Raw genomic sequence first — 14,035 nt, 5'->3', positions numbered from 1 at the left:
CATCTTTCCATTGGATGGCGGCCAGCGCAACCACCCTGGGCCTGGGCGGGCCTCAGTCCAGCAGCTTGTCCAGCGTAATCGGCAGGTCCCGTACGCGCCGGCCGGTGGCATGGTATACGGCATTGGCGATGGCCGCGGCCACGCCGACGATGCCGATCTCGCCGATGCCCTTGGTGCCCAGCGCGTTGATATGCGGATCGTCCTCGTCCACCACCGTCACGTCGATGGTGCCGACGTCGGCATTGACCGGCACGTGGTACTCGGCCAGGTTGGCATTGGCAACGCGCCCGGTGACGGGATCCAGCTCGGTTTTCTCATGCAGCGCCATGCCGATGCCCCAGATAATGCCGCCCTTGAGCTGGCTGTGCGCGGTCTTGCGGTTCAGCAGCCGGCCCACGCCATAGCTGGCGACGATGCGGTGGACGCGGATCTCGCCCAGGTCGGGATCGACGTGGACCTCTGCAAAGACCGCGCCAAACGCGTGCATTGCGTATTGCTTCCGCTCCTTGCCGGGCCTGGCGCTGGCCCGCGCTTCAATCGCGTGGCCACCTGCGCGGGTGATCGGCGCGGACACGGGTTCGCGCTGCGTCGGATCGGAGCGGCGTTGCAGCCAGCCGTCGCTGATCTCCACGTCTTTCGCCGGCACGCCCGACAACGGCGAAGCCGGGTCCGCCACGGCTTGCCGGATCAGTTGCCGGCGCGCGGCCGCGGCGGCTTGCTGCACGGCAGGCGCGACGCTGGCGACCGACTGCGAGCCCCCCGACACCGGGGCCTCGGGGAAGGCCGTGTCGCCCAGTTCAAAGCGCACGCGCCCGGGCGGCAGCCCCAGTGCGTCGGCGGCGACCTGCGTCATGACCGTATAGGTGCCCGTGCCGAGGTCTTGCGAGCCGGAGCGTACCAGCGCGGTGCCGTCCGGCAGCAGGCGTACCATGGCGCTGGCGCCCGAACGGTAGGTGGGATAGGTCGCGGTGGCCATGCCCTGGCCCACCAGCTTGCCGTCGGCGTGCATCGAACGCGGCTCGGGGTTGCGGCGCGCCCAGTCGAAGCGCTCGGCGGCCTCTCGATAACATTCACGCAGCGATTTGCTGGAGAACGGCAGGTGCGTCTCAGGGTCGATATCGGCGTGGTTGCGCAGGCGCAGCGCGACCGGGTCGATGCCGAGCTGTTCCGCCAGCTCGTCCAGCGCGCATTCCAGCGCAAAGCTGCCAGTGGCTTCGCCCGGCGCCCGCATGAAAGTGGGGGTGCCGATGTTCAGCCTGACCAGCCGCTGGCTGGTCTGCTGGTTGGGGCAGGCATAGAGCCTGCGCGTGATCAGCGCCGCGGATTCAAGCCAGTCTTCGATCATCGAGGTGCAGGTGGCCACGTCGTGGCGGATCGCGCTCAGCGCGCCGTCCTGTGCCGCGGCAGCGACCAGGTGCTGCTCGGTCAGGGGCCGCGTGCCCACGGTGCCGAACATCTGCGTCCGGTCCACGACCAGCTTCACCGGGCAGCCCGCCTGCCGCGCCGCCATCGCGGCCAGCATCACGTGCGACCAAACCGAGCCCTTGCCGCCGAAACCGCCGCCCACGTATGGGCAGATCACGCGAACTTTCTCCATGGGAATGCCGAACGTGGCCGATGCGACCTTGCGCACGCCGGTGACGTATTGCGTCGCGTCGTACAGCGTCAACTCGCCGCCGTCCCAGGCGGCGATGGTGGCGTGCGGCTCCATCGGGTTATGGTTTTCCATCGGCGTGGTGTAGACCGCGTCGACCACCGCGGCGGCGCTGCGCAGGCCGGCGTCAATATCGCCGCGGCGGCTGTCGGCCGATCCGGCCTCGTCGGGTTTGCATCCCTGCGCGCGGGCCTGCGCAAAGTCAAGCACGGCATCGGCGCGCCGGTATTGCACCGGCAGGCAGCGGGCGGCGTCGCGCGCTTGCTCCAGGGTGTCGGCCACGACCACGGCGACGGGCTGGTTGTTGTAGTGGATGGCGGTGTCCTGCAGCAGGTTCATGACGTGCCCGGCCGTGGCAATGTCCGCGGCGGCCTTGCCGCCCTTGGGCAGGTGCGGTGTATTGAAGGGTGTCATCACCAGCCGCACGCCCGGCATGCGCTCACAGGCGGCGGTGTCCATCGCCGTGATCTCGCCGCAGGGGATGGTGCTGGTCACCATCACCGCATGGGCCAGGCCCGGCAGCGGATGGTCGGCGGTATAGCGGGCGCGGCCGGTGACCTTCGGGATGCCATCGACGCGGTCGAGGGGGGCGCCGGTCACGCTCATGCCGAGGCTCCTTGCGGCCGGCTGGCGACCTGCAGCGCGCGCAGCACGGCACGTTGCGCCAGTCCCACCTTGAAAGCGTTGTGGGCATAGGGATGCGCGCCATCGAGCAGCAGCCGCGCGGCTTCGGCGGCGCTGTGCGCGCTCAGCGGGCGGCCCGCCAGGGCCTGCTCCGCCGCCGGGACGCGCCAGGGCTTGTGCGCCACGCCGCCCAGCGCCAGCCGGGCGCTGCGCACGGTGTTGCTGTCGATTTCCAGCGCCGCGGCCACCGAGACCAGCGCAAAGGCAAAGCTGGCGCGGTCGCGCACCTTCAGGTAGTGGGCATGGGCGGCATAGGGCGAAGGCGGCAGGTCGATGGCGACGATCAGCTCGCCCGGCGCCAGCATGGTGTCGCACTGCGGCATGTCGCCAGGCAGCCGGTGGAAGTCGCCGATGGGGATGCGGCGCTCGCCGGTGGTGGCGTGTACCACGACCACGGCTTCCAACGCGGCCAGTGCCACGCACATATCGGACGGATGCACGGCGATGCATTGCTCGCTCGCGCCCAGGATGGCGTGGATGCGGTTGATGCCATCGCGCGCGCCGCAGCCGGAGCCGGGCTTGCGCTTGTTGCAGGCGGGGAAGCCGGGATCGTAGAAGTAGTGGCAACGCGTGCGCTGCAGCAGGTTGCCGCCCATCGTGGCCATATTGCGCAGTTGCCCGCTGGCGCCCGCCAGCAGCGGATAGCGTTCGCGCACCAGCGGGTGGTTGGCCGCATCGGTGTTGCTGGCCATCGCGCCGATGCGCAGGCCGCAGTCGGGCAGCGCTGCCACCTGGGCCAGCGGCAGCCGGCTGACGTCTACCAGTAGCCGTGGCGCTTCCACGCCGGCCTTGACCAGGTCGAGCAGGTTGGTGCCACCGGCGACGTAGCGCGCGCCCGGCTGGCTGCCCAGGCGCATGGCGTCGTCGACGGACTCGGGCCGTTCATAGGAAAAAGGATTCATGCCCGGCCCTCAGCGGCTGCCGTGCTGGCTGCAGACCTCGCGGACCGCGGCAACGATATTGGGGTAGGCGCCGCAGCGGCACAGGTTGCCGCTCATGCGCTCGCGGATCTCATCGTCGCTGAGCGGCAGGGCTGCCGGGCGCAGCGGGTGGACCGAACTTGCCTCACCGGCCTGCGCCTCGGCCAGCATGCCCACCGCCGAGCAGATCTGGCCCGGCGTGCAGAAGCCGCACTGCAGCGCGTCGTGCGCGATGAAGGCGGCCTGCATCGGATGCAGCGTGTCGCCGCTGGCAAGGCCTTCGATGGTGGTGATCTGGCGGCCTTCCTGCATCACCGCCAGCGTCAGGCAGGCGTTGATGCGCCGCCCGTCGACCAGCACCGTGCAGGCGCCGCACTGGCCGCGGTCGCAGCCCTTCTTGGTGCCGGTCAGGTGGATCACTTCGCGCAGCGCGTCAAGCAGCGTGCAGCGGGGCTCCAGCTGCAGCGTGCAGGGCTTGCCGTTGATGTGCAGCGTGACAGGGCGGGCGGCGGCGCCGGGGGGCAGGGCGGTGCTGCACTGGGCGGGGGCCTTGTCTTCGGACATTTGCGGGCCTTCTGTGGGAACTCTGGCACGGTTGGGGACGGTGCCTGGGATGCAGGAAGGCTGCAAGTTCAGTGCCGGGGATGGCCGTGGCGATGGGCCTGAGGAAAGCCAGGGGAAGCCATGGCTGGAAAGTCAAAACTCCACGGCGTTTGTAGAAATTACGCTGGCGCGTCCCATGCGCCGCAAAATAAAAAACGGCGCCCGAAGGCGCCGCCTGGTGATGCCGTCTGCCGTCAGGTTCAGCCCTTCAGCACACTCCCGATAGCCTTGGCCACGATCCCCACATTGCGCTCGTTCAGCCCGGCCACGCACATGCGGCCCGAGCGCAGCAGGTACACGCCATGCTGCTCGCGCAGGCGCTCGGCCTGGTCGGCGGTGAGGCCGGTGTAGGTGAACATGCCGCGCTGGGTCAGGTAGCGCGACAGGGCCTCGCCGCTGACATGGTCGCGCAGGTTGTGGTGGATCGCCTCGCGCATGCGCGCGATGCGGCCGCACATCTGGGCCAGTTCTTCTTCCCACAGCTGGCGCAGCTCGGGCGTGGTCAGCACCTTGGACACCACGCGCGCGCCGTGCGTGGGCGGGTTGCTGTAGTTGGCGCGCACCGCGCCGGTCAGCTGGCCCAGCACGTTGGCGGCTTCGCCGGCGGTGTTGCAGAACACGCTCAGGCCGCCGCAGCGCTCGCCGTACAGCGAGAAGTTCTTCGAGAACGAGTTGGCCACCAGGCAGGGCACGTCCTGCGCCACCAGCTCGCGGATGGCGAAGGCGTCGTCGTCCAGGCCGGCGCCGAAGCCCTGGTAGGCCATGTCGACGAACGGCAGCAGCTGGTTGGCCTTGAGCAGCGCGATCAGCTGGCGCCACTGGTCCTGGTTCAGGTCCACGCCGGTCGGGTTGTGGCAGCAGGCGTGCAGCAGCACGATGCTGCCCGCGGGGATGGTACGCAGCGCGTCCATCATTGCGTCGAACTTCAGGCCGCCGGTGGCGTCGTCATAGTACGGGTAGGTATTGACGGTGAAGCCGGCGCGCTCGAACACCACGCGGTGGTTTTCCCAGCTGGGATCGCTGATCCACACCTGCGCCTGCGGGTAGTAGCGCTTGAGGAAATCGGCGCCCACGCGCAGCGCGCCCGAGCCGCCCAGCGTCTGCAGCGTGGCGATGCGGCCGGCGGCGCGCGCCGGCGAGTCTTCGCCAAAGACCAGCGCCTGCACCGCGTTGCGGTAGGCCACCAGGCCCGACATCGGCAGGTAGGGGCGCGGACCCATGTCGGCCAGCAGCGCGGCTTCGGCCTTGGCCACGGCCTGCATCACCGGCAGGCGGCCCTCGTCGTCAAAGTAGATGCCGATGCTCAGGTTGACCTTGTCGGTACGCGGGTCGCGCTGGAAGTCCTCGTTGAGCGAGAGGATCGGATCGCCGGGAAATGCCTCGATGTGTGCAAACATGGGATGCGATGGAATTGGGTCGGGGGGCAGCTGCCGCGGCGCAGGGGGCGTCGCGCAGACTGGATTCTAACCGGCGGCGCCCGCAGCCTGCAGGCGCCGCCTTGCCGCTTCAGCGCAGTTGCTGGGCGGCGATGCCGCTTTGCAGCGCGGCGGCCGCGTTCTTCTGGCGCACCAGGTAGCTCACGCCGAGCACCACCAGCCACACCGGGATCAGGTAGACCGAGAGGCGCAGGCCAGGCGTCAGGTACATCACCACCAGGATGCCGGCCAGGAACACCAGGCACAGGTAGTTGGTGAGCGGATAGCCCCAGCTCTGGAACTTCGTGGCCTGGCCGGCGCGGCGCTTGTCGGCGCGGAACTTCAGGTGGATCAGGCTGATCATCGCCCAGTTGATGATGAGCGCGGACACCACCAGGCCCATCAGCATCTCAAAGGCCTTGCCGGGCATGAAGTAGTTGATCACCACGCAGGCCGCGGTGGCCACGGCCGAGAACGCCAGTGCCGTCAGCGGAATGCCGCGCTGGTTGACCTTGAGCAGCGCCTTGGGAGCGTTGCCTTGCTGGGCCAGGCCGTACAGCATGCGGCTGTTGCAGTACACGCCGCTGTTGTAGACCGACAGCGCCGCGGTCAGCACCACCACGTTCAGCACGTTCGCCACCCAGTTGCTGTTCAGCGCGTGGAAGATCAGCACGAACGGGCTGCCGCCGGTGACCACGTTCTCCCACGGGTACAGCGACAGCAGCACCGCCAGCGCGCCCACGTAGAAGATCAGGATGCGGTAGATCACCTGGTTGGTGGCCTTGGGGATGGTCTTCTCGGGAGAATCCGCCTCGGCCGCGGTGATGCCCACCAGCTCCAGCCCGCCGAACGAGAACATGATCACGGCCATGGCCATCACCAGGCCGCCCATGCCGTTGGGGAAGAAGCCGCCGTGCTGCCACAGGTTGGCCACGCTCGCTTGCGGGCCGGCGTTGCCGGACAGCAGCAGGTAGCCGCCGAAGCCGATCATGCCGATGATGGCCGCGACCTTGATGATCGAGAACCAGAACTCCATCTCGCCGAAGGACTTCACGCTCGACAGGTTGATCAGGTTGATGATCACGAAGAAGGCCAGCGCCGAGACCCAGGTCGGGATCTCGGGCCACCAGTACTGCACGTAGATGCCAACGGCCGAAAGCTCGGCCATGCTCACCAGGATGTACAGCACCCAGTAGTTCCAGCCCGACAGGAAGCCGGCGAAGTGGCCGCAGTATTTGTCGGCGAAGTAGCTGAACGAGCCGGCGACGGGCTCGTCCACCACCATCTCGCCCAGCTGGCGCATGATGAAGAACGCCACGATGCCGGCGATCGCGTAGCCCAGCAGGACCGAGGGCCCCGCCATCTTGATGGTCTGGGCGATGCCCAGGAAAAGGCCGGTGCCGATGGCGCCACCCAGCGCGATCAGCTGGATATGCCGGTTCTTCAGGCCGCGCTTGAGCGTGCCGTCATTGCTGCTTGCATGCATTCAGTTGTTTCCTCTACCCATTCTCATGGAATGCGGGCCCGCGTTTCTGGCTTGTATCGAGTCGAACGCTTGGGCCTGGGGGACGTCACCACCCGCGCGGCAGGGTGACTGCCGCGAAGGTGGTGTGCGCGTTTCCGGACCCGGCTGTGCCCGTCAAGGGCTGCCGGTCAGGGAAAGCCGATGCCGGTCAGGCCTCGACCTTGAGCGTGCCGCGTTCGATCTGGTCGCGTTCCAGCGACTCGAACAGGGCCTTGAAGTTGCCTTCGCCAAAGCCTTCGTCGCCGCGGCGCTGGATGAACTCGAAGAACACCGGGCCGAGCGCGGTCTTGGAGAAGATCTGCAGCAGCAGGCGGGGCTTGCCGCCTTCGGTGGTGCCGTCCAGCAGGATGCCGCGCGACTTCAGTTGCTCCACAGGCTGGCCGTGGCCGGGCAGGCGCGTGTCCAGTGCTTCGTAGTAGTAGTCGTTCGGCGCGGTCATCAGCGGCACGCCTGCCAGTTGCAGGCGGTCGATGACCTCGATCAGGTTGTCGGTCAGGAAGGCGATGTGCTGGATGCCCTCGCCGTTGAAGGCCATCAGGAACTCTTCGATCTGGCCGGCGCCCTTGGACGATTCCTCGTTCAGCGGGATGCGGATTTTACCATCCGGCGCGGTCATGGCCTTGGAGGTCAGGCCGGTGTATTCGCCCTGGATGTCGAAGTAGCGGATTTCGCGGAAGTTGAACAGCTTTTCATAGAAGTTGGCCCAGTAAGCCATGCGGCCACGGTAGACGTTGTGGGTCAGGTGGTCGATCAGCTTGAGGCCGTGGCCGACCGGGTGGCGGTCGACGCCTTCGATGAACTCGAAGTCGATGTCATAGATCGACTTGCCTTCCTCGAAGCGGTCGATCAGGTACAGCGGCGCGCCGCCGATGCCCTTGATCGCGGGCAGGCGCAGCTCCATCGGGCCGGTCGGGATCTCGACCGGCTGCGCGCCCAGTTCCAGCGCGCGGGCGTATGCCTTGTGCGAATCCTTGACGCGGAAAGCCATGCCGCAGGCGCTCGGGCCGTGCTCGGCGGCAAAGTAGGCGGCGTGGCTGTGCGGCTCGCGGTTGACGATGAAGTTCACTTCGCCCTGACGGTACAGCACCACGTCCTTGGAGCGGTGCTTTGCCACCAGCGTGAAGCCCATCTGCTCGAACAGCGGCTCAAGCACGTTGGGGGTGGGCGAGGCGAATTCCACGAATTCGAAGCCCATCAGCTGCATCGGGTTGTCAAACAGGTCGGCCATGGCTTTCTCACTAAAGGGGCGGGAAATAATATTGTGGCGGCGGCACTTGGCAACGAGGTCGCACCGGTGTCAGTCGGCTCGGCGGAAACCTGTTGCAGGACAGGCCTGTAGTGCGCTTGCTTGGGATGCAGTGTATATTCCGGACGGCAAAATTGGATTTCGTAAAACAGGCAGGGAAACCCTAGATTATGAAATCTGATTGCGTGAATCTCTGATGTGAGGAAATCAAAGTGCAATCGATCGAGCTGGACCGTACCGATCGCCGCTTGCTGGGGGTGTTGCAGGAGCAGGGGCGGGCCTCCAACCTGGAACTGGCAGAGGCCATCGCGCTGTCGCCGGCGCAGACTTTGCGGCGCCACCGCCGCCTGGAAGAGGCCGGGCTGGTCAAACGCTATGAGGCGCGGCTGGACGCGGCGGCGCTGGGCTTTGGCGTGGTGGCCTTTATCCATGTGACGATGGAGCGCGGGCATATCCGCGACCTGTCCAACTTCAAGCGCCTGGTGGCGGAACTGGCGCAGATCCAGGAATGCTTCTCGGTGACCGGGGATATCGACTACGTGCTCAAGGTGGTCGCCAAGGACCTGAAATCGCTGTCTGACTTCCTGCTCGATACGCTGATGCGTATCCCGGGTGTCAGCGGCGTGAAGTCCAGCGTGTGCCTGGACGAGATCAAGTGCACCAGCGCGGTGCCGCTGGAGGCCTGAGCGGGCTTAGTCTTCCGGCTGGTCGAGGCGGTCGCACTGCACGTTCATTGCCCGGCACACCGCACACCATGACGGCCGCGAGCCGGGCTTGACGCCGCAGTGGGCGGCCTCGTCATGCGTGCCGGCCTGGCTGTCGGGCGCGCTGACCCGCACTGGCACGGCTATCTCGCGCACCCGGTGGCCACTGGCGCAGGCTTTTGCCACCGCCGCATCCAGCGCCTGCAGGCCAACCGGCTTGACGATCACGGCATTCATGCCCGCCGCCAGCGCCGCGGCATGGTCCACCGCGACGGCGCTTGCTGTGCAGCCGATCACCGGCACGCTGCCGTGCGCATCCTTGCGTGCGCGTACCGCCCGTGCGAATGCCATGCCGTCCATGACCGGCATGGCGCAGTCGCACAAGATCACGTCGAAGCTGGCCCGGTCCAGCATGGCCAGCCCTTCGCGGCCGTCACAGGCGGTGCTCACGCGGTGGCCCAGGTGTTCCAGCTGGCGCTGCAGCAGCAGCCGGTTGGGCGCGTGGTCGTCGATCACCAGGACGCTGACCCGGCGCCGTGCGCAGCCCGCCACGGGCGGCGGCACCGGCTCGGGCAGTTCCGTGGCGACGGCAAGCGTCAGCGGCAGCGTCACCATGACGCGCGTGCCCTGGCCCGGCTGGCTGGACAGCGAGATCTGGCCTCCCATCGCGCTGGCCAGGCGCTGGCAGATTGCGAGCCCCAGCCCGGTGCCGCCGGCATGGGGGCGGGTGCGGTCATGCAGCTGTTCGAAGGGTTCAAACATCCGCGCCTGGGCGCCGGCGGGAATGCCGATGCCGGTGTCGGAGACGGTCAGCATGACCTGCTGCACGCCGTCGAGAGGCGCCAGCGCGTCAAGCCTGACATGGATCGTGCCGCTGTCGGTGAAGCGCACCGCGTTGGACACCAGGTTGGCCAGGATCTGACGGAAACGCAGCGCATCGACCTGGTGCAGCGGCGCGACGGCGGCGCCGATGCCGCTGGTCAGCGGCAGGCCCTTCTGCGCGGCCACCGGTCCGAAGATCAGCAGCGTGTCCCTGACCAGGCCGGGCAGCGAAGCGGGTGCCGGGTGGATGCTGAACTTGCCGGCCTCCATCTTGGACAGGTCCAGGATGTCGTCGATCAGCGCCAGCAGGCCCAGTGCCGACTTGTGCGCCGTGACCAGCTGCAGGCGTTCCTGCTCGGCCAGCTGGCAACGCGCCAGGGTCAGCTCCAGCATGCCGGTGATGGCGTTCATCGGGGTGCGGATCTCATGGCTGACCGAGGCCAGGAAGGTGGACTTGGCGCGGTTGGCGGCCTCGGCTTCTGTCTTGGCCTGCGCCAGCTCGGCCAGCATGTCGTGGCGTTCGGTCAGGTCGACGCAGCCGCCGGCCAGGCCCTTGACGGTGCCATCGGCGCCGCGCAGCGGTGTCAGCCAGTTCAGCACGTGGTGGGTGCGCCCGCCCAGGCGCAGGCAGCGGTCCTTGTGCAGTGGGGTGCCGTCTTCGATCACCTTGCGGTAGTCGCGAGCCAGCTCGGCCATGTCGATGGCGATGGGACGCACCTGGATCGACGTGTCCAGCGGCTGCCCGCGCAAGGTGTCGCGCGTGGCGCCGACCAGTTCTTCATAGCTGCGGTTGCAGGTGATGAGCCGCAACGAGGCATCGCGCAGGTAGACAGGCTGGGGAATGCCATCGAGCAGCGCCGACTGGATCGCGATATTGTCCTTCAGCGCAATCTCGGCGGCCCGGCGCCGGCGCACCTCGCGGTACAGCATGAAGATCCATGCCAGCAGGCATGGCGTCAGCAGGCAGAGCAGCCCGGTCGTCCACCCCAGCACCCGCCAGTGCGCCTGTGGCCTTGCTTGCGGTGGCGGTGCTGGCCGCAGGGCAGGTGCCTCGGGCAAGGCGACTGGCATGCCGGCCAGGGAAGGCGCCGCGGCGGGCGCTGGCTCGGGTTCTGCCGTCCGCTGGGTACCGGCGCAGACCAATACGCTGACGAGCAGCAAGGCGGCACTTGCCAGCCGCCAGACGCGCGTGAAGCGGTGCGGGCAAGCGGTGGCCGATGGCGATTCGCTATGGATGGGCGGACGAATGGACAAGCGGGGCGGCAAATTTCAGTGAAACGTGGCAGCGACCGCTGCGCGGTTGGCGCAGCGGTCGCTGGATAGTTTTCACTCTATGGGCTCAGCCTCGATATCTCATTAGGACGAATCTGAGATTGGGGGTGAAATTTCCGGATCACGCGCTGTTGACGCCTGTCACGTCACATATCGAAGACAATGCCGAGCAGCTTCTCGCGGGCCGGCACGCCGGCATCAGCCAGGCACGCACGCGGCAGCATCGTGAAACCTCATCGCTGCGGGCGGGTCGAAAACCTTCGGATACCCCCCTGCCATTGTCCGGCGACGTCGTTCTTCACGCCGTGGCGGCAGCGTTATGATTGGGCATGCGCAACTGCCATGGTCCGCATTGCGCCAGGCTTGCAAAACCCCTCGGCCGGGTTTTCGGAAGATGCAGGCCCCCGCTCGGAAATTTCCGGTGCCCTCCAGCACAAATGCTGAGCAAAATGATGTGCCCGGGCGCCCGGACATCAAGGTGCCTGCTATGGAGTTCAAGTTTTGACCACAATCCTGATCGTCGATGACCACCCGCCCATGCGGGTGGTGCTAAAGACGCACTTTTCCCAGGTGCTGGGCATCACCCATGTGCTTGAGGCCGACAATGGCCAGGCCGCCATCGAGATCGTGCGGCAGTACACCCCCGACGTGGTGATCCTGGACCTGGACATCCCGAAGATCAACGGGCTGGACGTGATCCCCCGCCTCAGGGCCTGCCATCCCGCCGTGCGCATCCTGGTCATTTCCGGCCAGGACCAGAACACGTTTGCCCCACGCGCGCGCCAGGCCGGTGCGCATGGTTTTGTCAGCAAGACCCAGGAACTTGCCGAGATCGTGCGCTGCACCGAGTCCGTGCTGGCCGGCTATACGGTGATGCCGGAAACCGACCGCGGCAACAACGCCGGCCACGCCGACGAAGCCGCGCGCCTGGCCAGTCTTTCCGACAAGGAACTGGTGGTCATGCAGATGCTTGCCAAGGGCATGTCGAACAAGGAAATCGGCGAAACCCTGTTTATCTCCAACAAGACAGTCAGCACGCACAAGACCCGGGCCATGGAAAAACTCGGCGCAAAATCGATTGTCGATGTCATCGACTTTGCGCGGCGCCACCATATTGCGATCGGCTAGCATGCTGCCCGTGATTCGACTCGCATTGAGAAGCCGCGCATGACCGGCGCGTTGCTGCTTGCCACGCCCGGCGACACGCGCTGGGTCGCCGGGGTTGCCCCGATCCTGCGCGATCTCGGCTTTGATGTGCACACCGACACGCCCGCGCCGGACGCCGCCGCAGACATCGGCCTGGTGCTTGCCGGTGCCGCCACCGAGATCCCCGACAGCCTGTTGCGCGCCTGGCGTGCCACCGGCCCGGTCTGCGCCGTGGTGCTGCCGGCCGACGCGGTGCAGGTGCCCGGCGCGGACGAAGGTGTGATCGCCAGCCTGCGCGAACCGGTGACCGAAGCGGCCATCGTCGCCATGCTGGCCCGCCAGCGCTACCTGGCGCTGTCCCCTCGCGAGGCCGCGGGCATCGGGCCAGCCATCGCGGCGCAGACCTTCGGCAACCGCGCCTTTGCCGCTGAGCTGGTGCACGCCCTGGTCACCTCGGCGCAGGCCGACCTGACGCAGTTGCGCACCGCGGACGGTGCGCTGGACACGGTGCGCAGCGTCGCCCACCGGCTCAAGGCATCTGCCCACTACGTCGGCTGCCATGCCTTGCGTGCTTTTGCCCAGCGCCTGGAGCATGCCGCCAGCGACGGCGATGCGGCCCACGCCGCTGCGCTGGCCGCGATCGTGGCGCCGACGGTGGCGCGGCTGCTCGCCCTGCTGGCGGCGCTGCCATCGGAAAAATAAGACCGCGGCGGTCGCCGGCAGCCCCGGTGCGGGAATACACCGGATTGGCCCGGTGCGGTCGGTTGATTATGCTCGAATATATCAGGGCATCGATTTTCAATATTCTGGAATTAATGGCGCCGATTAATGCGGTGCGTTTTTATATGACGGCGCGGACGCGGGATTCTGATTTTCGGCTGGACGGTTAGTTTGACGATATTTTCCGGGAGCGGGCATGGGTCAGATCATGGCGTCAATGCCGGAGTCGGCGTTTTATTTCCACCTGGCGGCGGTGACCATGCTGCTGCTGGGGCTGGCGCTGTATCGCGCGGTGTCGCACGTGATGGCGACCCCGGACGGGCGCAAGGCCCGCGCGCAGCGCCTGGCACTGGTCACCGCGGGGCGGCTGCTGGCGCTCGGCGGTATCTGGACCGCCATCGCCTATGGCCACGGCGCCTGGGAGCGCGCCGGCGCGCATAACTGCCGGCACCTGCCGTCGTTGGATGCCGCCGCGCGGTACGCAGCGGAATACTGCTATCTGGGCCGGGAGCGGGTGTTGCTGCGCATCTACGGCGTGGAGCGCGACCGCGTGCTGGCCCAGCGCACCTTCAACAGCAGCGGGCCGGTGCGGCTCAGCTGGGACGGCCAGGCCGTGGTCTTCGATGCCGCGGCGCCTGGCAAGGCAGGGCGCCTGGCGCTGCCGCGCACGCTGGGCGACCGGTTGCTGGCGCGGCTGCCCTGATCCGGCGCTCTACAACTAGTCTGCGTGCATGCGCGCCAGCAAGGCGTCCAGGCCCGCCGGGGCCGGCAGGCGCGCGATCAGCCAGCGCACCGCTTCGGACAAGCCCTGGCCGTCGTAGTCCGGCGCGAAGCTGTGCAGCGTGGCGCCGTGCAGGAAACAGCGCAGCGCCAGCCATTCCGGCTCTGGCGGCGCGTCCGGCGGCTGGCCGAACAGCATCCGCGGCACAGCTTCCAGCGGCGCGCGCACGGCGGTGGCCAGGCGCGCGTCGCCACGCGTTGCCATCCACACCTCCAGTATGGCGAGCGAGGTATGCCGCTGTGGGCGGGTCGCCAGGATATGCAGCATCAGGTGCAGGCACAGCGAAGGGCTGAGCGGCCCCAGCGCGGCCAGGCGCGCCGCCTCGCGCTCCAGCAGCCAGGTGAGCATGGCTGGCAGCAGGTCATAGCGGCCTTCGGGGAAATGGTGCCGCAGCGAGCCGCGGCTGCTGCCGGCCAGTTCGCACACGCGCGCTTCTGAAAAGGCTGCATAGCCTTGCTCGACGAGCAAGGTCACGGCGGCGTCGATCAGGGACTGGCGGGTGCTGGCGCTGCGTTCGGCTTGGGTGGACATCTGTCGGATTGT

Annotated in this window: 14 protein-coding genes; 6 read left to right on the top strand and 8 right to left on the bottom strand. The window is 67.5% G+C overall.

The window, feature by feature from the left end; genetic code table 11:
• Positions 1 to 52 precede the first annotated feature (52 nt).
• The 6 genes from AC3WLE_RS02590 to hppD all read right to left on the bottom strand — a co-directional run bounded on the left by AC3WLE_RS02590 (position 53) and on the right by hppD (position 8,029).
• Entirely contained in the window at positions 53 to 2,260 is a 2,208-nt protein-coding gene (locus AC3WLE_RS02590) for a xanthine dehydrogenase family protein molybdopterin-binding subunit (RefSeq protein ID WP_492357468.1), read from the bottom strand.
• A complete protein-coding gene (locus AC3WLE_RS02585; protein ID WP_492357467.1) occupies positions 2,257 to 3,240 on the bottom strand; it encodes an FAD binding domain-containing protein in 984 nt (327 codons plus the stop codon). The genes AC3WLE_RS02590 and AC3WLE_RS02585 overlap by 4 nt, the downstream gene beginning before the upstream one ends.
• Positions 3,241 to 3,249: 9 nt before the next feature.
• On the bottom strand, positions 3,250 to 3,822 hold the full coding sequence (locus AC3WLE_RS02580) for a 2Fe-2S iron-sulfur cluster-binding protein (RefSeq protein WP_492353059.1): 573 nt from the start codon (positions 3,820 to 3,822) through the stop codon (positions 3,250 to 3,252).
• A gap of 239 nt (positions 3,823 to 4,061) precedes the next feature.
• Positions 4,062 to 5,258: an amino acid aminotransferase gene (locus AC3WLE_RS02575; RefSeq protein ID WP_492353058.1), complete on the bottom strand. Its 1,197-nt coding sequence runs from the start codon at positions 5,256 to 5,258 to the stop codon at positions 4,062 to 4,064.
• A gap of 109 nt (positions 5,259 to 5,367) precedes the next feature.
• Complete coding sequence (locus tag AC3WLE_RS02570; RefSeq protein ID WP_010812426.1) at positions 5,368 to 6,762, bottom strand: amino acid permease; 1,395 nt, start codon at positions 6,760 to 6,762, stop codon at positions 5,368 to 5,370.
• Positions 6,763 to 6,949: 187 nt separating this feature from the next.
• Positions 6,950 to 8,029, bottom strand: coding sequence for a 4-hydroxyphenylpyruvate dioxygenase (gene hppD, locus AC3WLE_RS02565; protein WP_010812427.1), 1,080 nt, complete (start codon positions 8,027 to 8,029; stop codon positions 6,950 to 6,952).
• Positions 8,030 to 8,259: 230 nt separating this feature from the next.
• Between hppD and AC3WLE_RS02560 the strand changes: the two genes are divergently transcribed.
• The gene (locus AC3WLE_RS02560) at positions 8,260 to 8,733 is read left to right on the top strand and encodes an Lrp/AsnC family transcriptional regulator (RefSeq protein ID WP_010812428.1); all 474 of its coding nucleotides are present in this window, start codon (positions 8,260 to 8,262) and stop codon (positions 8,731 to 8,733) included.
• A 6-nt stretch (positions 8,734 to 8,739) separates the two neighbouring features.
• Here AC3WLE_RS02560 and AC3WLE_RS02555 read toward each other — a convergent pair whose 3' ends face one another.
• Positions 8,740 to 10,566: a PAS domain-containing sensor histidine kinase gene (locus AC3WLE_RS02555; protein ID WP_492357582.1), complete on the bottom strand. Its 1,827-nt coding sequence runs from the start codon at positions 10,564 to 10,566 to the stop codon at positions 8,740 to 8,742.
• 76 nt (positions 10,567 to 10,642) lie between these two features.
• Here AC3WLE_RS02555 and AC3WLE_RS02550 point away from each other — a divergent pair, with 76 nt between their 5' ends.
• From AC3WLE_RS02550 to AC3WLE_RS02530, 5 genes are all read left to right on the top strand, one after another.
• Entirely contained in the window at positions 10,643 to 10,849 is a 207-nt protein-coding gene (locus AC3WLE_RS02550; protein WP_492357583.1) for a hypothetical protein, read from the top strand.
• Between the two features lie 103 nt (positions 10,850 to 10,952).
• Positions 10,953 to 11,168, top strand: a complete 216-nt coding sequence (locus AC3WLE_RS02545; RefSeq protein WP_492318574.1) for a hypothetical protein — start codon at positions 10,953 to 10,955, stop codon at positions 11,166 to 11,168.
• 178 nt (positions 11,169 to 11,346) lie between these two features.
• Positions 11,347 to 11,973 (top strand): response regulator, encoded by a 627-nt coding sequence (locus AC3WLE_RS02540; protein WP_492318573.1) that lies wholly within the window; start codon positions 11,347 to 11,349, stop codon positions 11,971 to 11,973.
• A 39-nt stretch (positions 11,974 to 12,012) separates the two neighbouring features.
• Positions 12,013 to 12,693 carry an Hpt domain-containing protein gene (locus AC3WLE_RS02535; protein WP_492357584.1) on the top strand — a complete coding sequence of 227 codons (681 nt, stop codon included), beginning with the start codon at positions 12,013 to 12,015 and terminating at the stop codon, positions 12,691 to 12,693.
• A gap of 214 nt (positions 12,694 to 12,907) precedes the next feature.
• Positions 12,908 to 13,414, top strand: a complete 507-nt coding sequence (locus tag AC3WLE_RS02530) for a hypothetical protein (RefSeq protein WP_492357585.1) — start codon at positions 12,908 to 12,910, stop codon at positions 13,412 to 13,414.
• A 15-nt stretch (positions 13,415 to 13,429) separates the two neighbouring features.
• Here AC3WLE_RS02530 and AC3WLE_RS02525 read toward each other — a convergent pair whose 3' ends face one another.
• Positions 13,430 to 14,023: a TetR/AcrR family transcriptional regulator gene (locus tag AC3WLE_RS02525; protein ID WP_492318571.1), complete on the bottom strand. Its 594-nt coding sequence runs from the start codon at positions 14,021 to 14,023 to the stop codon at positions 13,430 to 13,432.
• Positions 14,024 to 14,035: the final 12 nt, after the last annotated feature.

The organism is Cupriavidus sp. FW306-1B-F12B (assembly GCF_058781795.1).
This window is presented reverse-complemented; position numbering and strand designations above follow the sequence as displayed.

Bases quoted from the DNA above. Each gene is read 5' to 3' on its own strand.
- AC3WLE_RS02585 (WP_492357467.1), bottom strand. From the start codon at position 3,240: ATGAATCCTTTTTCCTATGAACGGCCCGAGTCCGTCGACGACGCCATG.
- hppD (WP_010812427.1), bottom strand. From the start codon at position 8,029: ATGGCCGACCTGTTTGACAACCCGATGCAGCTGATGGGCTTCGAATTC.
- AC3WLE_RS02570 (WP_010812426.1), bottom strand. From the start codon at position 6,762: ATGCATGCAAGCAGCAATGACGGCACGCTCAAGCGCGGCCTGAAGAAC.
- AC3WLE_RS02530 (WP_492357585.1), top strand. From the start codon at position 12,908: ATGGGTCAGATCATGGCGTCAATGCCGGAGTCGGCGTTTTATTTCCAC.
- AC3WLE_RS02525 (WP_492318571.1), bottom strand. From the start codon at position 14,023: ATGTCCACCCAAGCCGAACGCAGCGCCAGCACCCGCCAGTCCCTGATC.
- AC3WLE_RS02550 (WP_492357583.1), top strand. From the start codon at position 10,643: ATGCCGGCCAGGGAAGGCGCCGCGGCGGGCGCTGGCTCGGGTTCTGCC.
- AC3WLE_RS02575 (WP_492353058.1), bottom strand. From the start codon at position 5,258: ATGTTTGCACACATCGAGGCATTTCCCGGCGATCCGATCCTCTCGCTC.
- AC3WLE_RS02590 (WP_492357468.1), bottom strand. From the start codon at position 2,260: ATGAGCGTGACCGGCGCCCCCCTCGACCGCGTCGATGGCATCCCGAAG.
- AC3WLE_RS02580 (WP_492353059.1), bottom strand. From the start codon at position 3,822: ATGTCCGAAGACAAGGCCCCCGCCCAGTGCAGCACCGCCCTGCCCCCC.
- AC3WLE_RS02535 (WP_492357584.1), top strand. From the start codon at position 12,013: ATGACCGGCGCGTTGCTGCTTGCCACGCCCGGCGACACGCGCTGGGTC.